The sequence below is a fragment of the Sediminibacterium sp. FW305-C-61 genome (assembly GCF_058231065.1).
In genome coordinates this window covers 136,071-158,892 of sequence record NZ_JBIQXR010000004.1, presented here as the reverse complement: position 1 = coordinate 158,892, position 22,822 = coordinate 136,071, and the positions used below count along the sequence as shown (strand labels likewise).

The 22,822-nt window shown below is 39.1% G+C and carries 21 protein-coding genes and 6 tRNA genes; 6 read left to right on the top strand and 21 right to left on the bottom strand.

The features are described 5' to 3' along the window. Positions 1–15: 15 nt before the first annotated feature. From ACH30E_RS11855 to rpsU, 14 genes are all read right to left on the bottom strand, one after another. On the bottom strand, positions 16–852 hold the full coding sequence (locus ACH30E_RS11855) for a VOC family protein (RefSeq protein ID WP_490824983.1): 837 nt from the start codon (positions 850–852) through the stop codon (positions 16–18). 51 nt (positions 853–903) lie between these two features. Further along, positions 904–2,319, bottom strand: a complete 1,416-nt coding sequence (locus tag ACH30E_RS11850; RefSeq protein WP_490824982.1) for a chloride channel protein — start codon at positions 2,317–2,319, stop codon at positions 904–906. Between the two features lie 218 nt (positions 2,320–2,537). Then, positions 2,538–3,149: a succinate dehydrogenase/fumarate reductase transmembrane subunit gene (locus ACH30E_RS11845; protein ID WP_490824981.1), complete on the bottom strand. Its 612-nt coding sequence runs from the start codon at positions 3,147–3,149 to the stop codon at positions 2,538–2,540. Positions 3,150–3,281: 132 nt separating this feature from the next. Then, on the bottom strand, positions 3,282–3,896 hold the full coding sequence (gene nusG / locus ACH30E_RS11840; protein ID WP_294990432.1) for a transcription termination/antitermination protein NusG: 615 nt from the start codon (positions 3,894–3,896) through the stop codon (positions 3,282–3,284). A 6-nt stretch (positions 3,897–3,902) separates the two neighbouring features. Next, positions 3,903–4,097 (bottom strand): preprotein translocase subunit SecE, encoded by a 195-nt coding sequence (gene secE, locus ACH30E_RS11835; RefSeq protein ID WP_294990435.1) that lies wholly within the window; start codon positions 4,095–4,097, stop codon positions 3,903–3,905. 175 nt (positions 4,098–4,272) lie between these two features. Next, positions 4,273–4,344 (bottom strand) — tRNA-Trp (locus ACH30E_RS11830). A gap of 100 nt (positions 4,345–4,444) precedes the next feature. Further along, positions 4,445–5,632 carry an elongation factor Tu gene (tuf, locus tag ACH30E_RS11825; protein ID WP_294990438.1) on the bottom strand — a complete coding sequence of 396 codons (1,188 nt, stop codon included), beginning with the start codon at positions 5,630–5,632 and terminating at the stop codon, positions 4,445–4,447. A 100-nt stretch (positions 5,633–5,732) separates the two neighbouring features. After that, positions 5,733–5,804: transfer RNA gene (locus tag ACH30E_RS11820), tRNA-Thr, on the bottom strand. A gap of 142 nt (positions 5,805–5,946) precedes the next feature. Beyond that, positions 5,947–6,019, bottom strand: a tRNA-Gly gene (locus ACH30E_RS11815). Between the two features lie 162 nt (positions 6,020–6,181). Beyond that, a tRNA-Tyr gene (locus ACH30E_RS11810) sits at positions 6,182–6,264 on the bottom strand. A 43-nt stretch (positions 6,265–6,307) separates the two neighbouring features. Next, positions 6,308–6,380: transfer RNA gene (locus ACH30E_RS11805), tRNA-Thr, on the bottom strand. 565 nt (positions 6,381–6,945) lie between these two features. Continuing rightward, positions 6,946–7,245 carry a ribosome hibernation-promoting factor, HPF/YfiA family gene (gene hpf / locus ACH30E_RS11800; protein WP_294990441.1) on the bottom strand — a complete coding sequence of 100 codons (300 nt, stop codon included), beginning with the start codon at positions 7,243–7,245 and terminating at the stop codon, positions 6,946–6,948. A gap of 298 nt (positions 7,246–7,543) precedes the next feature. After that, entirely contained in the window at positions 7,544–8,443 is a 900-nt protein-coding gene (locus tag ACH30E_RS11795; protein WP_490824980.1) for a tyrosine-type recombinase/integrase, read from the bottom strand. Between the two features lie 63 nt (positions 8,444–8,506). Then, positions 8,507–8,704 (bottom strand): 30S ribosomal protein S21, encoded by a 198-nt coding sequence (rpsU, locus tag ACH30E_RS11790; protein WP_133475437.1) that lies wholly within the window; start codon positions 8,702–8,704, stop codon positions 8,507–8,509. 183 nt (positions 8,705–8,887) lie between these two features. Here rpsU and ACH30E_RS11785 point away from each other — a divergent pair, with 183 nt between their 5' ends. Continuing rightward, positions 8,888–9,517 (top strand): riboflavin synthase, encoded by a 630-nt coding sequence (locus tag ACH30E_RS11785; protein WP_490824979.1) that lies wholly within the window; start codon positions 8,888–8,890, stop codon positions 9,515–9,517. 266 nt (positions 9,518–9,783) lie between these two features. Here the strand turns inward: ACH30E_RS11785 and hscA are convergent, their stop codons facing one another. Then, a complete protein-coding gene (gene hscA, locus ACH30E_RS11780; protein WP_490824978.1) occupies positions 9,784–11,640 on the bottom strand; it encodes a Fe-S protein assembly chaperone HscA in 1,857 nt (618 codons plus the stop codon). 162 nt (positions 11,641–11,802) lie between these two features. Continuing rightward, positions 11,803–12,180 (bottom strand): RDD family protein, encoded by a 378-nt coding sequence (locus tag ACH30E_RS11775; protein ID WP_490824977.1) that lies wholly within the window; start codon positions 12,178–12,180, stop codon positions 11,803–11,805. Positions 12,181–12,307: 127 nt separating this feature from the next. Between ACH30E_RS11775 and tyrS the strand changes: the two genes are divergently transcribed. After that, a complete protein-coding gene (tyrS, locus tag ACH30E_RS11770) occupies positions 12,308–13,594 on the top strand; it encodes a tyrosine--tRNA ligase (protein ID WP_490824976.1) in 1,287 nt (428 codons plus the stop codon). A gap of 77 nt (positions 13,595–13,671) precedes the next feature. Continuing rightward, positions 13,672–14,325, top strand: a complete 654-nt coding sequence (locus ACH30E_RS11765; protein ID WP_490824975.1) for an alpha/beta hydrolase — start codon at positions 13,672–13,674, stop codon at positions 14,323–14,325. Here the strand turns inward: ACH30E_RS11765 and ACH30E_RS11760 are convergent, their stop codons facing one another. Beyond that, positions 14,326–15,282 (bottom strand): proline iminopeptidase-family hydrolase, encoded by a 957-nt coding sequence (locus tag ACH30E_RS11760; protein WP_490824974.1) that lies wholly within the window; start codon positions 15,280–15,282, stop codon positions 14,326–14,328. A gap of 71 nt (positions 15,283–15,353) precedes the next feature. Continuing rightward, on the bottom strand, positions 15,354–16,043 hold the full coding sequence (locus ACH30E_RS11755; RefSeq protein WP_490824973.1) for an SGNH/GDSL hydrolase family protein: 690 nt from the start codon (positions 16,041–16,043) through the stop codon (positions 15,354–15,356). 283 nt (positions 16,044–16,326) lie between these two features. Between ACH30E_RS11755 and ACH30E_RS11750 the strand changes: the two genes are divergently transcribed. Continuing rightward, positions 16,327–16,397, top strand: a tRNA-Gln gene (locus ACH30E_RS11750). Positions 16,398–16,751: 354 nt separating this feature from the next. Here ACH30E_RS11750 and ACH30E_RS11745 read toward each other — a convergent pair. The 3 genes from ACH30E_RS11745 to ACH30E_RS11735 all read right to left on the bottom strand — a co-directional run bounded on the left by ACH30E_RS11745 (position 16,752) and on the right by ACH30E_RS11735 (position 20,406). Next, positions 16,752–17,516, bottom strand: a complete 765-nt coding sequence (locus ACH30E_RS11745) for a hypothetical protein (RefSeq protein WP_490824972.1) — start codon at positions 17,514–17,516, stop codon at positions 16,752–16,754. Positions 17,517–17,541: 25 nt separating this feature from the next. Next, positions 17,542–18,705 carry a hypothetical protein gene (locus tag ACH30E_RS11740; protein ID WP_490824971.1) on the bottom strand — a complete coding sequence of 388 codons (1,164 nt, stop codon included), beginning with the start codon at positions 18,703–18,705 and terminating at the stop codon, positions 17,542–17,544. A 1,089-nt stretch (positions 18,706–19,794) separates the two neighbouring features. Continuing rightward, positions 19,795–20,406, bottom strand: a complete 612-nt coding sequence (locus ACH30E_RS11735; RefSeq protein ID WP_490824970.1) for a YceI family protein — start codon at positions 20,404–20,406, stop codon at positions 19,795–19,797. Positions 20,407–20,501: 95 nt separating this feature from the next. Here ACH30E_RS11735 and ACH30E_RS11730 point away from each other — a divergent pair, with 95 nt between their 5' ends. Both ACH30E_RS11730 and ACH30E_RS11725 read left to right on the top strand, forming a co-directional pair. After that, positions 20,502–21,413 carry a winged helix-turn-helix domain-containing protein gene (locus ACH30E_RS11730; RefSeq protein WP_490824969.1) on the top strand — a complete coding sequence of 304 codons (912 nt, stop codon included), beginning with the start codon at positions 20,502–20,504 and terminating at the stop codon, positions 21,411–21,413. A gap of 383 nt (positions 21,414–21,796) precedes the next feature. Further along, positions 21,797–22,822 (top strand): SIR2 family protein, encoded by a 1,026-nt coding sequence (locus ACH30E_RS11725; protein ID WP_490824968.1) that lies wholly within the window; start codon positions 21,797–21,799, stop codon positions 22,820–22,822.

Sequence of the window (22,822 nt, the reverse complement as noted above, 5' to 3'; positions counted from 1 at the left end):
CCGTATTGATTTTATTTATGCATCCAGCAATGCCTGGATATCAAATTTTTGCATTTTAAGAAATGCCTGTATCACTCTTTGAGATCTTTCCGGATCCTTCATCAGTTCTGATAAAATGGATGGAACTATTTGCCAGGATACACCATACTGATCTGCAAGCCATCCACACATATCATATCTACCATCTTTGCCTAACTCATTCCAATAATGATCTATAGCAGACTGGTCTTCACATTCAACCACAAATGAATTGCCGGGAGTAAAATCGAAATCATGTTTAATGGTACTACTCATTGCATTGAGAATGTATCCATTGATTTTAAACTGTGCAAATAACAATGCTCCTTCAGGCATACCTGCCTCAGGGGGATATGCCATCTCCATCAATTTAGTGCTGTTGGGAAATATATGCAGGTATTGTTCTCGCGCTTCTGCAACTTTTGCATTTTTTTCGTTGACAAATAAAAGTGTCGGAACAATCTTCTGGCTATTGTTGATATCCTCAACATCTAATTGCCAATTTACTCCGAACCGATCTTCTATCCAGGCATAACGAGGACTCCAATCGTACTTACCTAATTCCATTAATACAGTGCCACCCTCCTTCAATATATCATACAAACGATCAATAGTGGCATCCCCATTACAATATACAAAATAAGAAACCGCAGGTGTTGCCTGGTATTTATCACCTCCATTTAATGCCATCATTTTAGTGCCATTGATTTCGAAGTTTGTTACAATGGGATTGGATGAAAGTATTTTTGCATGGGGAAAAACGGAGCAATAAAAATCTGCCGCTTCTTTTCCATTTTGGTTAAACCAGATACAGGGATAAATAGATGATGCCATTGCAATGATTTTAGCTTAGCTAAAGTTAATCAGCAAATCCGCAAAACTGCATTAAGTATCTTTCTTTTTTATTGCATCCTTTGATTCAACTTCATGGAGGTATATTTCTTTGAGGACATCATAAAATGATTGTTTGGATACCAGGTTAGCTACCAGGTTTGTAATCAATGCCCCCGCTAATAAAAGGAAGATAATACTGTGTTTGTCCGTCATTTCAAAGATTATGATGGTCGATGTAAACGGGGCTCTTGTTACAGCCGTAAGAAATCCGGCCATCCCTACCAGTATAAGGATATTGGCATTATCTGCAGTCAGGTGCATCCATTGTGCAATGAGCGCCCCAAATGTAGAACCTGTACTTAGTGAAGGAGCAAACACACCGCCAGCACCACCAAAACTAAAGGAAGTAATTAATCCGTTGATGCGTACCAATGGCAGGTACCAATCAACCGATTTATCTGCAGTAAATAAAGTTCTGTCCATGATTTCCTTTCCTGAACCCATGGCTTCCGTTCCAAGAAAATAAATAAATGCAGCAACATACAACCCGCAAAGCAGCACTATGCCGGCCTGTTTGTAAAGGGATACCTGTTTGCTCACGTACGTAATAAAGCGAAGCATTATTTTACACATTTTTGCTCCGAAATATCCGGTAAGTATTGAAACGATAATGATTCCCAGGAATATTTTACTTCCCTGATAATTTGTTGACGGATGACCAAGATATAGATAAGAACCTCCCAGTCCCTGAGCTGTTAAACCTGCCATAATCACTGCAATGAACAGTGGCGATTTATAATGTTTGATATGGAACTTCGACAATTCTTCAATAGCGAAAATTATTCCTCCTAATGGCGTGTTAAACGCAGCCGCCAATCCTGAAGCGGCACCCGCTATCAATACATTCTTTTGTGACACAGATAACCACCAGGCCGGTAACCTGTCGTGAATTAGTTTAAATACAGCACTTGAAATATGTATGGTAGGTCCTTCCCTTCCCAAAATACCTCCACCAATAACTTTTATTGCACTTGATACAATCTTTACCACAATTATCCTGAAACTGAGGAATTTATCGACCAGGTGATTTTTGTGTGGTTGAGAAAGCTCTATTGCAGCCATTACCTGAGGAATACCGCTTCCTTTGGCATAACCGGCAAAATATTTTACTACCCACCATGATAGCAGAAAACATAAAGGTGTAGAAATAAAAATCAGCCATTTATGGTATTCGTAAATGCTATAACTGAGGTGTTCTGCGTAATAAAAAATCCGGCTATAGAGAAAAGCGAGTACCCCTGTTAATACAGAGGCAATAAGAAATGGGAAGAATTGAAGGAACTGAAGTTTTAATTCCGATCTTGTTTCTACCGCTTTATCATAAAAATCTTTTGCATACAACATTGAAACCTTTACAGGTTGCCAGTTTTTGATGCGTATAATGAGTCTTTTTCGTTTAAGGGTCACTACAAATGATTAATTCAGATGATGAGATAGATCGCGGCCTAAGTTCACCGGTCATTATTTGCAGCAGAGAAATGTTCAGCGGGTATTCATTGCAAAGAAAATGATATATACCCATATCTACCCCTTATTTTTCAAAAAACAGCGTCTGACTAAGATAATATTTGGTATGGCTCAGAAAATCAAATTTACGTCCATACAAATTTCTATTCGAACAGGTATTATTTTCCAATCAGTACTTCATAAGAAGCGGGAATCGGCACTCCTTTAAACCCTCCGGTTAAGCCATATAAAATAACTATAGAAATTACAATACCTATACTTAGTATTATTGCTGATTGTCTATTTGCATAATGGCTTTTTCCGCTCATTTTTTGGTAATGGATGGCAGCAATATGACCAAAAAAACTCCAAATTGCCAGTGTATAATAAGGAATAAAAAACAGGTTGAAAGGGAAGCTGTTTATACCGGCGGCTCCAAAATAAAAATTCGTATCCAGATGCAAAAAAAGTCGTCCTGTTATAACTGCTCCTACATGTATTACCAGGAAAAAAGCCATATAGCGTCCGGTCCATATTTGTAACCGGTTATAAAACCCGGTTACTTTTTTTGGTTTGTTTCTTACTAATTGAATACCTGAATATAGTTGTACTAAAACAGCGCCCAATAATGGAATTTCGACCCATGGATTTCTGTAAATTTTTCTGAATTGTTGCATGTAAGCTAGATGCTTATCAATACCGATGAGGCTGTATAGATGGTTGATGTGGTGTAAGAAAATAAATACAGCTATCAACAGACCCGAAAAGTAATGCATGCTGCGAATTCGCATAAGAAAATGTTTGGTGCAGAAGATGTTTGAAAAGACAGGCTATTAAAAATAATTGTTGCACCAGTGGTAAATAAGGTGCATAAAAAAAGGCAGTTGTGATACAACTGCCTTTTGGAAAATATTTATCACTGATTAGCTCAGTTTTTCAACCTGCATATAATTTAACTCTACAGGTGTTGAGCGACCAAAGATTTTTACGGTTACTTTCAATTTTTTCTTCTCGTCGTTTACTTCTTCTATCACACCATTAAAGTCGTTGAATGGACCTTCAATGATTTTGATGGTTTCGCCGATGATGAATGGTTCGCTCATGGTTACACCCTGATCGTTCATTTCATCAACTTTTCCGAGCATTTTATTTACTTCACTTTTACGCAAAGAAATAATGTTTCCTTTAGAGCCTTTGCCATCAGTAAGAAAGTGCATTACGTTGCTGATATTACTGATATGCTGAACCATATCATCGTTCAGTTTACCATCCAGTACTTCCATCATTACATAGCCTGGGAAATAGTTTTTTTCGCGCATTACTTTTTTACCGTTCTGCACTTTATATACTTTTTCCATTGGAAGGAAGATCTGTTTGATTACTTCCTGCCATCCGCTACGGATAATGTCTTTATCCAGGTATTCCTTCACCTTACGCTCCTTACCACTAACCACGCGCAATACGTACCATTTGGTATTATCTGGCTGACTGGCTTCTGTGGTTTCTACCGTATTATTATCAACTATCGATGCTTCCATATTCGTTTACTTGAATAATGAGTAAATCAACTTCAGCAACTGGTTGCTGGAAAAGTCCATCACCCAAACCAACGCGGTGATGATAACTGTAGCTATAAGTACAATAACAGTACTTTGCTGCAGTTGTAACCAGGTAGGCCAGGTTACTTTCTCCATCAACTCACGGTAACTTTCTTTGAAGTATGTGGCGATCTTGTTCACTTGTTCAATTTGAAAATTTGAAAATTTGAAAATTTGGAAATGATGGTATCCCTTCGGGATCAAATTTGAGTTCGAAAACTTATCCTTTTAATTGCGCAGCAATCAAAAGAACTTCATTTTCAAATTTTCAAACTTGTCTGCCGACAGGCAGGTTTTCAAATTTCCAAATTGTTCGCACGGGCACTAGGATTCGAACCCAGATCAAAGGTTTTGGAGACCTCTATACTAACCGTTGTACTATGCCCGTAGAAGCTAAAAGCTACCCCTTTAACAGGATAGCTTTTAGAATATATTGCAAATATAGTAAAAAACTTATTTGCTGTAGCTAAAAGCCGGAAGCTTTAAGCTTATTTGATGATTTCAGTAACCTGACCAGCACCTACGGTACGTCCACCTTCACGGATAGCGAATTTCAGACCTTTTTCCATAGCGATTGGTTGGATCAGTTTTACAGTAAGACCGATGTTATCACCAGGCATTACCATTTCTGTTCCTTCAGGAAGTGTACACTCACCAGTTACATCCGTAGTACGGAAGTAGAACTGAGGACGGTATTTGTTGAAGAATGGAGTGTGACGTCCACCTTCTTCTTTGCTCAGTACGTATACTTCACCTTTGAAATCAGTGTGTGGAGTGATAGAACCTGGCTTACAGATTACCATACCACGACGGATATCTTTTTTCTCAATACCGCGGAGTAACAGACCTGCGTTATCACCAGCCTGACCTTCATCCAACAGTTTTTTGAACATTTCAACACCAGTTACGGTAGAAGAAAGTGGAGATTCCATCAGACCTACGATCTCAACGGCTTCACCAACTTTGATGATACCACGCTCGATACGACCAGTTGCAACGGTACCACGACCTGTGATAGAGAATACGTCTTCCACAGACATCAGGAATGGCATATCGATTGGACGTGGAGGAAGTGGGATATAGCTATCTACTGCAGCCATCAGTTCATTAACGCCAGCAACCCATTTTTCTTCACCAGCAAGGGCTCCAGTTGCAGAACCTTTGATGATTGGGGTGTTGTCGCCATCAAAACCGTAGGTAGTCAGCAATTCGCGGATTTCCATTTCTACCAGTTCCAACAGTTCAGCATCATCAACAAGGTCAACCTTGTTCATGAATACTACGATACGAGGTACACCTACCTGACGAGCCAGGAGGATGTGCTCTTTAGTTTGAGGCATAGGACCATCAGTCGCAGCCACAACCAGAATAGCACCGTCCATTTGGGCAGCACCAGTAATCATATTTTTCACATAGTCAGCGTGACCAGGACAGTCAACGTGCGCATAGTGACGGTTTGCTGTTTGATATTCTACGTGTGCAGTATTGATGGTGATACCACGCTCTTTTTCTTCAGGAGCGCCATCAATCTCATCATACTTCTTAGCCTGTGCCAGACCTTGCTTAGATAAGATGTCCGTTATGGCAGCAGTCAGAGTGGTTTTACCGTGGTCAACGTGACCAATGGTACCAACGTTTACGTGAGGTTTCTCCCTCTTAAAGGTCTCTTTAGACATTTTTATCGGTTTTTAGTTGTGTTTTAAAAATCTAAGGCTTTCGCCGTTTGTTTAACTATTTTTTACCCGCACTGCGGATCACATTTCTCGCTGCTGCTTGAGCCGTTAGTGAGAATCGGACTCACGACCTCTTCCCTACCAAGGAAGTGCTCTACCACTGAGCTACAACGGCTTTTTAAATCTCTTTAGCTGTTGTGTTTTTCTTTCCCTAAAAAGAACTCACGACCTTCCCGATTTCATCGGGATGCTCTACCACTGAGCTACAACGGCTTTTCAAATTTCTTTAGCTGTTGTGTTTTAAAGAACTTAAAAAGAGCGGGAGACCAGGCTCGAACTGGCCACCTATAGCTTGGAAGGCTATCGCTCTACCAAATGAGCTACTCCCGCTTGTTAATTTGAAAATGAGTTAATTTGAAAATTTGAAAATGTTGGTAAGCATTCCGTGATTTCAAATATCAACCTTCAAATATTTGTAAAAGAACTTTTTAAATCTACTGCAATTTTCAAATTTTCTCCGCCTAAGGCGGATCAAACTATCAAATTGTCCTGTGGGCAGGAGAGGATTCGAACCTCTGAAGTCGAAAGACAGCGGATTTACAGTCCGCCCCATTTGGCCGCTCTGGAACCTGCCCTTAAACCCTGCACCGGAATAAATTCCTGTTCAGGGTTTAACAGAGCCGAAGATGGGACTCGAACCCGCGACCTGCTGATTACAAATCAGCTGCTCTACCAGCTGAGCTACTTCGGCTTATTTGTTGTCAGCAATTTCAATTTTTACCTGTTTTAAGCAGGTATTTAACTGATAAATCATCCGACAAAACACAAAGAACTACCCGTTTTTGGGATGGCAAAGGTAATGGAAAACTTAATTCAGCAAAATTTTGTATCGAAATTTTTCAGGTAGTTATTCACAAGGGGGGAAAGCTGCAAGCCGCAAGCTACAAGCTGCAAGCATTTAAATCGTGCCTGAGGCTTGTAGACATTGCTGTCGGAGGAATTTTGGCTGCATGCTACAAGCTGCAAGCTGCAAGCCTTAATAGGTGCTTGTTTTAGGTTTTCTGCTATTATTTGAATAAATAAGAGGGCTTGCAAATTTGTTTTGTATAAATCCTACTAAAATTAAAGATATAACTACCCTATTTACGCTTGTGGATGGTTAAATTGATAGCAAAAAAACCTGGCAGGTACTGGCTAAAAGTATTTTTCCCCAGACATCAATGGCATGTAGCTTGCAGCATGTAGCTTGCGGCTTGTAGCTTATGACTTTTAGCCAAAAAAAAGCCCCGGCTTTTGGGCCAGGGCTTGGTAATTTTTTAGGCTGCTAATTTTTCTTTTTTTCGTTTAATCTGAGAAACAATTGATTCCATAGCTGAGTCGAATGACTCTTCGAATGACTTTGATGAGGCTTTCACAAAAAAATCATGCCTCGGTACATGCACCCGAATCTCCGCAATCTTGTCTTTAATCGTGTGTACCACATTATCCAGTTTCAAAAACACATCCACTTTCACAATACGGTCGTGAAAAGTGTTCAGCTTGTTCAACTTACGTGATACATAATCTACCAGTTTGTCATCTGCATCGAAGTGCACAGTTTGAATGTTAACGTTCATAGCAACTCACGTTTAATCGGTGAAAAAATTATGTGAAAGAACTTTATTTGCTGAGGGTTTAACCTTGGGGTTTTACCCCCTTTTTCATGATTAACAAGTTAAACCTTTCCACCGATAAAAAGAAATAAAAAACCAAATTTTTAGAAAGATTTATAAGAAATAAAACAACCCAAAAATAGCCCCCAAAAAACCACCACCGAATCAATAAAAAACATATATTAATCAGTCAAATCTATACCCCGCCTATCCCCTCGGTCTTTCGGACTTCCGGACTTCCTGACTTCTGGACTATCAATCCCTACGCCTTCGGATGCGCCTTCTTAAACACTTCCTTCAACTTCTCAATCGTATTATGCGTATAGACCTGGGTTGCCGCCAGACTACTATGTCCTAACAGCTCTTTCACTGCATTCAGGTCTGCCCCGTTATTCATTAAATGTGTAGCAAAACTATGCCGGAGTATATGTGGACTTTTCTTCGTTACAGTGGTTACTGTGGCCAGGTGTTGTTTTACGAAACTATAAACCTGTCTTGGTTGTAATGGCTTCCCCTTTTCATTTACAAATAAACGCTGGTGTTTTTCCTCCTGCTTGTCGGGCTTATCCTGTATATACGCTTTGAGTAATTGTACCAGTTCAGGAGAAAGTGGCAGGATTCTTTCCTTGTTCCCCTTTCCCAATACTTTTAATTGCCTTAAGGAACCATCTAACTGATTTTCTTTCAACCCTATCAATTCACTCAAACGCATACCGGTGCTGTAAAATAATTGAAGTACCAGCTTCTCGGTTCTCCCCTTCCAGTCATCTGAAAATTCCACATAATCAAACAGGGTATGCATATCTTTCTCTTCCACAAAAACAGGCAACCGTTTACTCACTTTCGGTGATACAATGGTGGTCATGGGCGACTGCTGAATTACCCCCATTTTCAATTGGTATTTGAAGAATGATTTAAGGGCAGAGATCTTCCTGTTTAAACTGCGGCTTTCCATTCCCTCCTCTTTCATTTCTGCCAACCAGCTACGGATAAACATAGCTGAAATAGCAGGGAGGTCGGGCGAATCGAACTGACTGGCCAGGTAAGCAAAAAACTGCTCCAGGTCTGTCTGATAGGAAATAAGTGTATGCTGGGAATATCGTTTTTCAAAACGAAGGTGGTCGAGAAAGGGCTGTATGACCGTGTAGGTAGATTGGGGCATAAAAAAGTAGCCTAAAGTTACAAAACTCAGGCTACTGAATATAGTTGATTCGATAAAAGGGGATTATCCTTCGATCTTTCCGCTAGCGATTTGCTGCTTATAGATAGCTTTCAACACTTCACCACGACGTCTTACAGACGGCTTAGTAAATGCCTGACGCTCTCTCAGTTGTAACAGAACTTTGCTCTTTTCGAACTTCTTTTTGTACTTCTTGAGCGCCTTGTCGATGTTTTCGCAATCTTTTGAATCAATAATAAGCATAACGATTATACCTCCTCGGGTGTTTTTTTAGGAGTGCAAAGATAGGGATTCCTTACAAATATCCAAAGAAGAGAGGAAATCTTTGATCTTTGTTTTTTTGATCTTTGATTTTTGATTCAGCCCCCCTTTACATTCTTCAAATCAAAGATCAAAAAATCAAAGATCAAAGTTTACTTTGCATTTATGTTTACAGGTATCATAGAAGCAACAGGAATCGTTACTGCATTAGAGGCCACTGGCTCAAATATCAGTTTCTGGGTCGAATCCCCTATTTCTGGGGAATTAAAGATTGACCAGAGTGTTAGTCATGAAGGCGTTTGCCTCACCGTAGATGAACTCGCCCCCGGTAAACACCGGGTAACCGCTATCGCAGAAACCATCCAAAAAACAAACCTAAGCAATTGGAAACCCGGAAGTCTGGTTAACCTTGAGCGCTGCATGATAATGAATGGGCGCCTCGATGGACATATTGTTCAGGGACATGTAGACGGTATAGCAACCTGTATGGAGAAAAAAGTACTGGACGGAAGCTGGGAATACAAGTTTCAGATTCCTGCCGAATTGGCACATCTTGTAATAGAAAAAGGCTCAATTGCTATCAACGGTACCAGCCTCACTTGCTTCGATGTAGATCAGCATAGTTTCAGGGTAGCAATCATTCCTTACACTTATAACCACACAAGTATTTCACTTGTTGAAAAAGGAACCTCAGTTAATATTGAATATGATGTCCTGGGTAAATATGTGGAGAGAATGCTGTGGGGAGAAAGTCCGGGAGTCCGAAAGTCCGGTAGTCCGAGAGGCAACAGGTAATGGTTTTATGGGAATAATGTATTGTGTGGATGGAACGCTATCTGTGTTACCGGAATGCATTTATCTACACTTGCCAAATTAATATTTAAATTACACAAATGAATGAAAATCATTCACTTAATACGTTTAAGTGAATTTATTATTTAACATATAGAAACAACTAATAACCACATCCTGCAAAAAGAAAACCACTCCCCACCAAATCAACAACACACTCCCCTCTGTCTCGGACTTCCGGACTCCCGGACCCCGGACTTTCCTTCCCCCTAAACCACTTTCCCCTTCAACGCCTGCCCCACAGCCTGATCCATGGCACGTTCTGCAAATGGCCTGGTAATTTCATTCAATTCTTCTATCTTACTGCTTATCAAGTTTTTATCTTCCATAGTTAAAGCTAATTGTAAAGCCTGCATCGCATTTGCAGTCGCTAAAACCTCTTCTTTTGAAAGTAGTTGCGGATTCTTCGTTAAAAACTTCTCGGTTACATCTAAAATCTGTTCGCCTTCGGTTCTTGCCTCTACTAGAGCCCTTGTTACCATGTCATCTTTAGCATGGGTTATACTATCCAGCAGCATTTGCTCCACTTCCTGATCGGTTAAACCATATTGAGGTTTAACTTCAATACTTTGCTCTACTCCACTACGTAACTCTTTGGCTTTCACTACCAAAATACCATCTGCATCAATTAAAAATTGAATATCAACCTTGGGTAAACCTGCTGGCATTCCCGGTATTCCACTTAAACTAAACTCTGCCAGCTTGCGGTTATCTTTCACCAAATCACGTTCACCCTGGAATACGGATATGCGCATTCCCGATTGGCCATCCTTTTGGGTGGTATATTGACGCCCCACCCTTGTGGGTATTTTAGAGTTACGGGGAATGAGCACATCCATCAAACCACCCATAGTTTCAATTCCAAGACTAAGCGGTGTAATATCAAGCAAAAGGAAATCGGTATTGTTTCCTGCCAAAATATCAGCCTGAACTGCTGCCCCAAGGGCAACCACTTCATCCGGATTTACTTCGTCGTTCAATGTTGTTCCAAAAAACTGGCTTACCGCTTCTTTTACAGCCGGTACCCGGGTACTTCCGCCTACCATTACCACCGTTTCTATATCTGAAACTTTTAGACCAGCGTCATGCAATGCCTGCTTACAGCATTCCATTGTTTTATCAATCAAACCGCTAATTAATCCATTAAAATCAGCTTTGGTCAACTCCAGCACATCCCCATTTAAGTCGGTACGATAAGTCGAATGATCACTCAAATGCTTCTTGGCTTCCTCAGCCCTTAAGCGTAATGATTGCGAGAGTTGTTTATTGGTTTTCAGCTCATTATGAGAGATACCTGATTTTTCAATCCAATAATTAACGATCGCATTATCAAAATCATCTCCCCCTAAATAAGTATCTCCATTCGTACTAAGTACTTCAAAAATGCCATTGGTTATCCGAAGAATTGAAATATCGAAAGTACCTCCGCCCAGGTCATAAACAGCGATCGTTTTTTCTTCCTCTTTATTCATTCCCAGTCCGTAAGCCAGACTTGCCGCAGTTGGTTCATTGATAATACGCAACACATCTAACCCCGCCAGTTTACCTGCATCACGTGTTGCCTGTCTTTGGGCATCGTTGAAATAGGCCGGTACGGTAATAACCGCTTTTGTAACTGGGGTCTTGAGTATATGTTCAGCTCTTTGCTTTAGCTCCTTTAGTATCAGCGACGAAAGTTCTATGGGAGAATAAAAACGTTCTCCTACCTGTACTTTTACCAGGCTATCGGTATCGTCATCTATGACTTTATAGGAGAAGAAGTCTGCATGGGCTTTCACATCGCGGTAGCTTTTGCCCATTAATCTTTTTGCACTAAAAATGGTATTAGTGGGGTCTGTTTCAAGGTATTGTCTGGCCTGCTCTCCCACTTCAACGTTCCCAAATGCATCAAAATGCACCACACTGGGTACCAGGCTGCTGGTATTAAATTCCTTTAATGCCACAGGAACCTTACTTTCCGGGTGAATAATAGCCACCAGGCTATTGGTTGTTCCCAAATCTATCCCAACAATCATTTCAGCCTGCTGAAGGCTCCCTGTTGCTATATTGATGCCAATCTTTGCCATAATTATTCAGATAATCCACAAAAATAAGCGATTGCCCCCGAGCAGCATTTCGTTTTTGGAAAGAAAGACGAGGATAACAGAGGAATAAGAAATAAGGAATATGAAATGAGAAAGTATTGGACAAATCCCCTTTCTTATTTCATGTTTCTTATTCCTTATTTGTTATTTCTCCACCACTTCTGTTCCGCTTATCCAGTCGTGAAGGGGCTTGCCGAGAAATGGGATGAAAAACAGGTCGATGATGGTGATACGTGCAAGACTTCTGATCAGGATACGCCAGAATGCGGCTCTTCCGCCTTGCTTATTGACTACTTTGGTATAACTGAACCATTTAGCCAGTGAACGTTGAAAAACTATTTCGAAGATGCTATAATAAACAAAGAGCATCCCGAAAAATATCCAGCCGAAATTGAGGTAGGGATATCCCCAGAATTTTACCTGGAATGTCCAGAATTTATTGAATGCAAATGCCAGTATAAAAACGACCAATGTGTCGATCAGGAAATTCAAAATACGGGTGCCTTCGCCTACTTTTCGCATGGAGCAAAATTAGTGAATGGTCAATGGTGAATGGTGAATAGTTGGTAAGATTTCAAAAAAAGATTCAAGCAAGTATATTGACTATTGACCATTCACCATTCACTATCTTTGCCGCAAATAACGATCAATGACCTTAATTGAAGAGTTGCGCTGGAGAGGGATGATTCAGGATATCATGCCCGGAACAGAAGAATTATTGAATAAAGAAATGGTTTCTGGATACATAGGATTTGACCCTACCTCCGACAGCCTGCATATTGGTAGTCTTGTGCCTATATTATTACTGGTGCATTTACAGAGAGCCGGACATAAACCCATGGCCCTCGTAGGTGGTGCTACTGGTATGATTGGTGACCCCACAGGCAAAAGCGAAGAAAGAAACCTTTTGAGTGAAGAAATACTGGCATTTAACCAGGAAGGCGTAAGAAAGCAACTGGAGAAATTCCTCGATTTTGATCCCGCAAAGCCCAATGCGGCTGAAATGCTGAATAACTACGATTGGTTCAAGGGCATCAGCTTTTTGAATTTTATTCGTGATGCAGGAAAGCATATTACCGTGAACTACATGATGGCGAAAGACAGTGTGAAGAAAAGACTGGAAGGTGATACCGGCATGAGCTTTACTGAATTTACCTATCAGCTTATTCAGGGTTATGATTTCTACTGGCTCTATCAAAATAAAAACTGCAAACTTCAAATGGGTGGCAGCGACCAGTGGGGTAATATCACTACCGGTACGGAACTTATTCGCCGCAAAGCAGGAGGAGAAGCATTTGCCTTTACCTGTCCCCTGATCCGTAAATCGGATGGCGGAAAATTTGGTAAGACTGAAAAAGGCAATGTTTGGCTTGATGCAAAAAAAACCTCCCCTTACCAATTCTATCAGTTCTGGCTGAATGCAAGCGATGATGATGCCAAAACCTGGATCAAAATATTTACGTTATTACCCGTTGCAGAAATTGAAGCACTGATACAGTCACATGACGCAGCGCCCCATCAACGCGCTTTACAGAAAAAACTCGCTGAAGAACTCACCTGTTTTGTGCATAGTCGCGATGACTATGATTTTGCAGTAAAAGCTTCCGAGATTCTTTTTGGTAATGCCACTACAGAAACACTACAAAGCTTAAGCGAAGAGCAACTATTGCAGGTAATGGAGGGTGTGCCGTCAGTAGAAATCAATAAATCGCAACTCGAAGCAGGTTACGACCTGGTTAGCTTTCTTGCTGAAACACAAATATTCCCCAGCAAAGGCGAAGCCCGTAAAATGTGGCAGGCAGGTGGTGTTGGACTAAATAAAGAAAAGATTGCTGCAGATAAAACCAGTCTCAGTACGGATGATCTTTTACAAGGCAAATACCTGTTGATTCAAAAGGGCAAGAAGAATTATTATCTGGTGGTGGTGAAGTCGTGAGGTGTGAATTGTCAATTGTGAATGGTGAGTAGTGAGTAGCATCTGAAAAAAATGGCTACTTCTAATAAATTATCCGCATGAAAATTTATTTTCTTTCAGGGCTTGGGGCTGATGAAACAGTTTTCCATGGATTAGAATTGCCGGGCATAGAAAGGATCTTTCTTGATTGGATGCCGCCACAAACCGCAGAAACTATAGAAAGCTATGCTCAAAGAATGGCAAAGCGAATTACGGATCCTAATCCAATAATTATAGGTCTTTCATTTGGAGGTATGTTGGCAATGGAAATAGCAAAACTGATTTCGGTAAAACAATTGATATTGATTTCCAGTGCTAAGACCTTTCAAGAACTCCCCCCTTATTTCAGGATCTGTCGCTACATGCCCTTTCACAGACTCCTACCGCTGGAGTTTATTGCAAATAATAACTGGTTATTGAGTTTTTTCTTTGGGGTTAGGTCAGCCTCGCAGCAAACTCAATTAAAAAAAATCATTAGAAATAGTACACATGGTTTTAATCTATGGGCCATGAATGCAATAGTAAACTGGAAAAACAAAAGCATTAGTGCCCCTGTATTTCATTTACATGGCAATGCCGATAGACTATTACCATTAACCTTTGTCCATCCAAATATCATTATTGAAAGGGGGAATCATTTTATGATTGTTCAGAAAGCGAAAGAGATTTCCCATCATCTTCAATTACAATTAAAAAAACATCAACCCGGATAACTATTCTCTTGTATGTAAACTTCTCCAGAAATTCCTGTTGGCCCTGATTTCCTCATCTATATTATCTGTCATGGTAGAATGCCCTGCATCCATTATTTCAACAAAAGCAGAAACCGGCACCAGGCTTTGATAATACATTACGGTGGCTGGACGAGCAGCGTCGTATTCGCCGGTAGTGAAGAGTACGGGTACTTTTATGGAGGACAGGTTTCCGGTGCGGTCGTAGTTTTTGAGGTTGCCTGTTGCTACGAACTCTTCTGGTCCCCACATAAACCGGTATACATTTAGCGCCTGAAAACGGAGAGAACTATCTACAAAGGGAGATAATGGTTTTTTACGGTTATAAAACCGGCTATAATATAAATCGAGGGCATTTGCCAATTGTAAAGAATCCGTCTTCATGCCTTTTGCCAATGCCTGAAGGGTTTTGCGGGTTGAATCTGGAATCACCTGCATCAATATGTCTGCGTCTTCCTCCCATGTTTTGGTGCGCATGCAAGGACTAGCCAATACAATTGACCTGATATTCTCGGGATGTTGCAAGTAAAAATCCATCGCCAGCATGGTCCCGAAAGAGTGTCCGTAGAGGTCGAATTCGGAAATATTCAGGTGTTTTAAAAGTGCCGATACCTGATCAATATGGTGTTGCATATCCATAAGAGTGGTATCAGTGATTTTATCAGAACGACCACAACCCAACTGATCGAAAATAATAACTGGTCTGTTTTTGGCTAGTGAATCGGCCAGAGGCGTTAAATAATAGCTTGTAAAGCCTGGTCCGCCATGTAACATCAGTAAAGGAACACCATTCCCTCCCCTTACCTTGTACCATATTTTACCTCCATTAACTTCCAAAAATCCTTCCTGAGATGGGATTGCTTCTTTTTCCGTGGTTTTACAGCCAAAATATCCGAAAAAACAAACTGTTATAAAGATAAAGATGCGAACTGTTTTCATTACCTGCTATTTTCAGAGTCTTCTGTGAATTCAGTGGCAAAAAACCACCTGTAAACAATCTTGTATTATTATTATTTAGCGTCACCTAATTTCTTAATCTCATTCCACATAGCTGTTGCCACTACTTTATTACCCTCATCGTTCAGGTGAACGCGATCATAGGTAAGAATTTTAGAATCCAGGTTATTAGGGTTATTGGCCTTGCTATAGTTTAAGAAGATTGAACGAAGGTCAACCAGCGGAATATTATTTTCTCCGGCAAATTTGCGGATCCAGTTACTGTAATGGTTGAGTTCGCCATCTTGAGGATTACTGTTATCATATCTCTCCCCTATAACAGCCGGTGTGCATACAATTACTTTTGCCCCGGCAATCTGTAGTTTTTTGATTAAGGCCGTATAGAATTTTCCGAATTTATCAAAATCGGTTCCGGTACCCATCATGCTTTTGTGCCAGATATCGTTTACACCGATATACACGACGACAATATCGGGCTGTAATTTCAGGACATCTTCTTCCATTCTGAGGTATAGGTCATACACTTTGTTTCCGCCTATACCCTTTCCAATAAGTTCATATTGGGTGGTTTTGTCTTCATTCCTGATCATATCTTCTATTACCCTGATATAACCATTCGGTTTTACGCCTAATTCTGTGATAGAATCGCCAAAGAAGACGACTTTCTTTTTTCTATCGGAGCGGTAAGACGATAAAATAAACATGGCAGCGAAAAAGAGTACAAGCAGAATGAGTTTGTTCATTTGAAAGGTTTTTGGCCCTACACAAGGCCATTTTTTTGATATTGAAGCTAAAATAACCCATTTCCCTCACCTTTCTCATTCCATATATTTCATTTCCTTCGACAAGCTCAGAACAGGTCCTTCAACAAGCTCTGGACAGGCCTTATTCCCCAACAGCACTAATTTCTTATTCCTTATTTCCTATTCCTTATTTCCCATCCCTTCCCCTGTTTCTTTAAAAAATTTGGAACAATTCCCTCTCCCCCTTATTTTTGCACCCCATTCAGAAATGAATAGGTCGGATTGCCCGATAGTATAAGGGTAGTACAACTGATTTTGGTTCAGTATGTCTTGGTTCGAATCCAGGTCGGGCAACGAAGCGGAAGATGAAAGTCTTCCGCTTTTTTATTGTTTAATATCGTGAAGTAGTTGGTCAGGCGACCAACTATGGCGTCAGTTGATGGTCAGTCGACCGACAACGGCACCGACAAGGTAAAAAATTAGATCAAAGACCTGCAAACACAGTCTGATAAATTGCCACGGCAAGCTTCAATGGACAACTTTTAGGGGAAGCCTACACTTACACTATGATCAAGTGATGTTTTTTATTGAGATACAAAGTATTCAAACTGAAATAGATGACAATCCTCTAAAATCCTATCAGAAAAAAAGCGGAATGTAAATAGGCATTCCGCTTTTCAATTTCGGTCTGAAATTGGATTTGCTGAATCAGTTTTTATCAACCTGAGAGTTAAGTCTTTGAACTATCTCTTGATCAATTTTTTCAGATATCTTTTTTAATTCAAAAATAAACTCTCGTTTCGGCATGATAATTTTGTATTGATTTGAAAATGACTCAGTATAAATAAATTTAGCTTTAATCAATTTAAGATTGTGTAAGGAATCAATTTTACTCGAAAATGAGTAAGGAATACCATTATATTTATTTGAATAAAAGTATTCCAAAGAATCACATATAGATTCATCACTTTTAAATTTTACTGCATATTTCTCAGTCAACTCATAATCTGTGCCTTTTCCTGATGATATAAGCGAAAAACGATCTGTCTGAAACATTAACGGATTATAACTGCAATATTCTCTTAAAAAGTCAACTACACTATACATAAGCCCCTCTTTCGGATTGTTGTTTTTGTAATAATAGCCAACAGAATCACCGATTTTATGAATAAAATAATCAAACACAATAGTTGACTTTGAAGATCCCTCTTTTTGATTACCATTTTTGTCAATTAGTACAACATTGTTGGTTTGTGTTGTTTGAATCCTGTATAGTGCCACCTTTTTTGTATAATAAATCGATATACTATCTCTATAATACGTAACGACTCCTTTAGAATTTACTAACGGGATGCTATTAATGAAGACTAAAGAACCAATATCTTCCTCTTTACTTTCTTGACCCGAGGTCTTACACATCGAGAAACAGGAAATGAGTAAATTTATGTACAGAAGGCGGTTTAAAAATTGCATTTTCTTTTTTTAAGAGTAATATCAATTACCTTTCCCAAACATCAAATGAGGTACTACACGTCTTTATCTCCTTCTTGCCCAGAGGCGAACCATTACAAATTACGGAAATTTTGCCCTGTAAATCGAATGACATTGTTGCCGTCCAAATATTTAAATGTGAAGAAGGCTCATTAACTACTGTGTGTTCAAATGTAACTCCAAAATATATAGGAGATACATCAACAGTTGATCTGTGTGTTAACTCCTTCCATGACCACCCATTAATAAAATGATTTGTGTGAATACCTCGATCATAGCTAATCACATTAAATATTTGAAACATAGAAGTGGCTTCAAAAGCGACCCATTTATATTCAAATTTCCTCTCATTGATATTGTCGCTAGGGAGGGCTTTAACAGAAATATGGGTACCAGGAGTGGTATAAGAATCAAGTGCTCTGTCAAGAACCAGATTGGGGTTTGTGCAAACATCGTTAGGGTCTTCAGTACTAGAGGTTCCGCCACCACTACCGCCACTATTACTATAACAGGTCTTATATAAAAACTCTATATTTAAAATTTCACCAGTATAGGCATCGTAGTAAACATTATAAGTGTAAATGCAAATTTCATCTTCATCGGGATCTGCAATAGAACTAGATTCATGTTTAATCTGTTGGTCTAAATTCTTGGCTTTAGTATTTACTTCCGTTTTACTTTCAACTCTTTCAATTTTCATTAAAGGACCATTTGGATTTTTTATCCACCCTTTTATCAACTTTCCATCAAGATCAGTTAACAGGATAGCCATTTCAGTTTTTGCTGTTTTGGAAGCTAAAAAAGTTGATAACTCATTTATTTCAGGGGCCTGATAAATGCCTTCAAATAAAAAAATGTCATTGTTTTGAGAAAATACTAAAAATTTCTGTACGTTACCTGAATATTCTTTTTTTAGTTTTATAAGTATTATACTTTGACCTTCAAACGTATTTGTCTTAAATGAGGTAGAATAATCTAAAGAGGAAATAATATCATTGGCATATTTCTTTTTTGAAAGAGAATAAGAGTCTATTTTTGACTTCCATTGGTTGACGGCGTTGGCAGCGTCTTTATCCGAAAATCCTGATGGCTCCTTTTTGCAGGATAAGAAAAACAATAGTGCAGGAAATAACAGAAACAAGAATGATTTAATGACTGTTTGGTTTTTCATAGCAGAAGTTTTAAGTATATTAATTCATAAACCTAGGAAGAAGCTCAAACTATTACAACTGTGTTTTTTCGCAGGTTAACGATGTGTATTCTACTCGAAAGAAGGGTAAATAATAATGTTTTTTCTGAAATTATGTGAATTTAAGTAAACTGTCATTGCCACAGAAAACACAGCAATACACAGAAGAGATAGATTTATTCTTATCCTAATTCTACTGTAATTGCACTTGCTAATTTGTAAATCTGGAATTTCTGAAATTGTTGATTGGAGCAAAACCAACAAAAAGCAGAAATATCAAGGAATAAAAAAAATATTAAGACTAGGATTAGGCAGAATAGTGTCAAAGTCCATATTTTACTTGGCTTTGTAACCGGCCTCAGAAAATAAGTGTTAAGAAATTCATGGAATCAAGCGACTGCCAGCAGGCAGGATAAGCAATGGATGATGCTTGGCTATATACAAAAGATGATGCGCAACTTCGATTCATCAATGAACTAAAAGCCTGCCTTTAGACTTCATCCATCGTAGTGTAATGTGATGCATTTTAGTTTTTTTCAGAAGTGTTGACTTTTTCGCCTGTCTACCATTAGGCAGGTTACTTTTTTGTGTTAAGACAAAAAAGTAAACAGAGGCGAATGCCTTACTATTAAGGATTTCTTCTGTATCAGCGACAATTTACAGAAAAAATGTACCAAATATCTTGTTGCATAAAACCTGAAAAACTTTACATAACCAATAAAATTTTGAAAATTCAGGGCAGTTTGATTTTCACCCTAATTTTAAATGACCATTTTTTTTGGAACACTTTCAATAAGCCGCCAACAATTCTTCAGAATCATATTAAGTTCCCATAAAATTTGCCAAAAGTTTTATATCATCTAAGAATAGGTTCGAAAAAAATCCACTTCGGGCAACAAAGCCTAAGATGAAAGTCTTCCGCTTTTATTGTTTAATATCGTGAAGTTATTGGTCAGGCGACCGACGACGGCGTCGCTTTTCTTTCAGGGCTAACCACCCACGAAGTAAACTTTTGGAAAGTTTCGGAACTTTCCAAAAGTTGAATCACAGCGAAACATACTGGGTTCTGCTTTATTGATTCATGAAAATATCCAGTGACACATGAATATCCGGCACTAGTTTTTCTTTGATACCCGCTAAAAAATCTATAGAACCCGTTTGTGGTTTTGAATGGATATTCCATAACTGGCGCGATATGTCAACATTGGCAGTAATGTGACTGGTATTGTTTTTTGTGATAATGGTAGCTTTAAATTCGATTGACTGAGTGATCCCTTTGATGGTAAGCTCTCCCGCCACCGTATAATCCGTGGTTGAACCGATCCGGGTGATTTTCTTTACAACCATGGTCGCAATCGGATACTGGTCTGAGGCAAAAAAATCGTTGTCTCTTAACTCTGCATCCTTCTTTTTTCCGTCTGCCTCGTTGGGGTTATCCGTTGTGCGGATGCTATTCATATCCATATAGAAGGTTCCGCGAACAGGTTCGCCTGTGGCTGAATACTCTAAATTGCCGTACTGAAAAAGCAAATAACCGTAATGACCGCCCATCGTCTTTCCGGTATTCCACAAAACTTTGCTTTTTTTAACATCGAGTTGCCAGCCTGGCTGCGGCTGTTGTGTACAGGCAAGGGTCTGGAACAGCATCATTAATACAAGAGTGGTAGTGAGTTTGTTTATCATAGCATTTACATTTGAACCAGCAAACTACTTTCACACACGCTATTCGATGGTATTAATATGGTAAATTAAAATGTAAACATTGTAAATTCTGCGTAATGGCCATTAAAGACAATACGATACATCCCGAAAAGAAGAGGCATTATATGATGCCGCTCCTATTTCTGCTAACAGGTACAATCATTTGTGCAGCGTTCGGATTTACGGGTAATGAAAATTTTGACCTTGCCAAACGACAGATACTATTGAGGAATATCGGGCATGAGATACTGTTGCATGCGGGCGACAGTACATCGAGGGTATTACCCATAAAGGAAGTAGCCTCGAATGAATACCAGATAAGGTTTGAAAATGAATTTAGTTTTGAAACAGATTCCCTGGTTAAGATCATCAGGCAGTCACTGGAGAAAGATCCGCTTGCAAAAGATTATATCGTTAATGTGTTGAACTGTTCGGATAAGGAGATTTTATTCGGATATAGCATTTTTCAGCAAAAACAGAACAATATCGTACCCTGCTTGGGCCGCAAGCAACCACGTGCCTGTTACCTTGTAAACATCAGGTTTCAGAACATGTCCTTTACTACTATACCTAAAGCATACCTGATAGGGGGATTATCTGCTTTCGCCTTTATCGGGTTACTGGCTGCACGTCCATTCAGAACAAGACGGTCGAGGGGTGCAAAAGCAGATACAGACGAAGGTGTTTTGAAGATCGGTCATACATTATTTGAACCGGGAAAAAGGCAAATCACTGTTTCGGGTATTACAACAGAACTTACACCCAAGGAAAACAAACTGTTGAAAATATTTGCCGATTCAACTGGTAACCTTATTGAAAGACAGAGGCTTCAAAAAGAAATATGGGAAGATGAAGGCGTAATTGTAGGACGGAGCCTGGATGTATTCATCTCAAAACTCAGAAAAAAACTGGAAGGCGATGCGTCGATACAGATTGTGAATGTACATGGAAAGGGGTATCGGTTGCAGATTGATGATACAATTATGTAAACAGGATTTGGCAATAAGGAATAGCATTGTTCACCTGTTCATATCCGAAGGGTCTCCTATTTGAACCATCCTAGTAGAGGACTCTGCGAACGCTCATACATAGGAAATTTAATGATTAATGTTGTGGCCCGATTCTTCAACAAAGAATTAGTAAGATTCAAAGCAATTGGCACACCCTAGCGGTGTAACTCGAAGAGTCCTACACAGGAGTCCTTTGGACCTCGCGCCTCGGAGACTTTTCGCCGAACTTTTTTGGTTTAAATAAACCCTACGGAGAAAAAAGTTGTATCTCAAAAATGATTAGCAGGCAATCCTATAAGTAAAAAATAGTATATTTATTCTGCCCATCTTAGCGTTTGGAATTTGCCGAAAATATTATTTTTATGATTAAACCTATTAAAAAAGCTATTGACAGCGCGAATATTAACTTTCTAATCGGTTCGGGGTTATCTCGACCATATCTAGATGTATTAAATGACATTGAAATTTTATTATCAGACCCTAATATTTCAGATGCTGAGAAAAAAGATAAAAAAAAGGAATACTTCACCAAATGCATCCAGGGTAACATAGATATTGTCGACGAGGTAATAGACAACACAAAAGATGAAGTACTTGAAAATTACAAGACTTTCTATAAGATTCTGAACAATATTCTATTAAGACGAGAAAACTCCATACTAACTAAACAGGTTAATGTATTCACAACCAATATTGATATCTTTTCTGAGAAGTCTCTTGAAGAAACAGGTATTGAATTCAACGATGGCTTTCATGGCAGATTTAATCCGATTTTTAATCTTGGAAATTTCAAAAAATCGTATTATCAGAAAAGTCTGCACTATGAGAATACTAGCGAAATACCAGTCTTTAACATTATAAAACTACATGGATCAGTTTCCTGGCACCTTGATGTAGCATCAAATCGAATATACTTGGACAGGAATCTTGATACTTTAAGGGCAATAAAGAAAACCTTAACAAGTAAATCATTTGATACCGAATATGATAAGCTGATTATCGTAAACCCAACAAAAGAAAAATTTCAAGATACTCTGATTAACCAATATTACTATGATTTACTCAGGATCTATTCAAATGAACTAGAAAAGGAGAATAGTATTTTGTTTGTGATGGGTTTTTCATTTGCTGATGAACATATAAGAGAAATGACGCAAAGGGTGGCTGCTTCTAACCCTACTCTTAAAATCTACATATTCGCTCACAGCGCTACTTCTGATATCTATGAAAAAATGAAAAATGATGCAAAGAACAGGAACATAGAAGTTGTACTCCCCGAATCTGGCAAATCGTATGATCTAAAGACTATTAATGCAGAAATATTTGATAAAGTAGTACCACTAGTTGAGTTTTCCAAAAATCCTTATCCTGAATACACTACAGAATAA

Excerpts from the sequence above, each read along its gene's own strand:
- ACH30E_RS11855 (WP_490824983.1), bottom strand. The coding sequence starts at position 852 with ATGGCATCATCTATTTATCCCTGTATCTGGTTTAACCAAAATGGAAAA.
- ACH30E_RS11845 (WP_490824981.1), bottom strand. The coding sequence starts at position 3,149 with ATGCGAATTCGCAGCATGCATTACTTTTCGGGTCTGTTGATAGCTGTA.
- nusG (WP_294990432.1), bottom strand. The coding sequence starts at position 3,896 with ATGGAAGCATCGATAGTTGATAATAATACGGTAGAAACCACAGAAGCC.
- tuf (WP_294990438.1), bottom strand. The coding sequence starts at position 5,632 with ATGTCTAAAGAGACCTTTAAGAGGGAGAAACCTCACGTAAACGTTGGT.
- hpf (WP_294990441.1), bottom strand. The coding sequence starts at position 7,245 with ATGAACGTTAACATTCAAACTGTGCACTTCGATGCAGATGACAAACTG.
- ACH30E_RS11795 (WP_490824980.1), bottom strand. The coding sequence starts at position 8,443 with ATGCCCCAATCTACCTACACGGTCATACAGCCCTTTCTCGACCACCTT.
- rpsU (WP_133475437.1), bottom strand. The coding sequence starts at position 8,704 with ATGCTTATTATTGATTCAAAAGATTGCGAAAACATCGACAAGGCGCTC.
- ACH30E_RS11785 (WP_490824979.1), top strand. The coding sequence starts at position 8,888 with ATGTTTACAGGTATCATAGAAGCAACAGGAATCGTTACTGCATTAGAG.
- hscA (WP_490824978.1), bottom strand. The coding sequence starts at position 11,640 with ATGGCAAAGATTGGCATCAATATAGCAACAGGGAGCCTTCAGCAGGCT.
- ACH30E_RS11775 (WP_490824977.1), bottom strand. The coding sequence starts at position 12,180 with ATGCGAAAAGTAGGCGAAGGCACCCGTATTTTGAATTTCCTGATCGAC.
- tyrS (WP_490824976.1), top strand. The coding sequence starts at position 12,308 with ATGACCTTAATTGAAGAGTTGCGCTGGAGAGGGATGATTCAGGATATC.
- ACH30E_RS11765 (WP_490824975.1), top strand. The coding sequence starts at position 13,672 with ATGAAAATTTATTTTCTTTCAGGGCTTGGGGCTGATGAAACAGTTTTC.
- ACH30E_RS11760 (WP_490824974.1), bottom strand. The coding sequence starts at position 15,282 with ATGAAAACAGTTCGCATCTTTATCTTTATAACAGTTTGTTTTTTCGGA.
- ACH30E_RS11755 (WP_490824973.1), bottom strand. The coding sequence starts at position 16,043 with ATGAACAAACTCATTCTGCTTGTACTCTTTTTCGCTGCCATGTTTATT.
- ACH30E_RS11745 (WP_490824972.1), bottom strand. The coding sequence starts at position 17,516 with ATGCAATTTTTAAACCGCCTTCTGTACATAAATTTACTCATTTCCTGT.
- ACH30E_RS11740 (WP_490824971.1), bottom strand. The coding sequence starts at position 18,705 with ATGAAAAACCAAACAGTCATTAAATCATTCTTGTTTCTGTTATTTCCT.
- ACH30E_RS11735 (WP_490824970.1), bottom strand. The coding sequence starts at position 20,406 with ATGATAAACAAACTCACTACCACTCTTGTATTAATGATGCTGTTCCAG.
- ACH30E_RS11730 (WP_490824969.1), top strand. The coding sequence starts at position 20,502 with ATGGCCATTAAAGACAATACGATACATCCCGAAAAGAAGAGGCATTAT.
- ACH30E_RS11725 (WP_490824968.1), top strand. The coding sequence starts at position 21,797 with ATGATTAAACCTATTAAAAAAGCTATTGACAGCGCGAATATTAACTTT.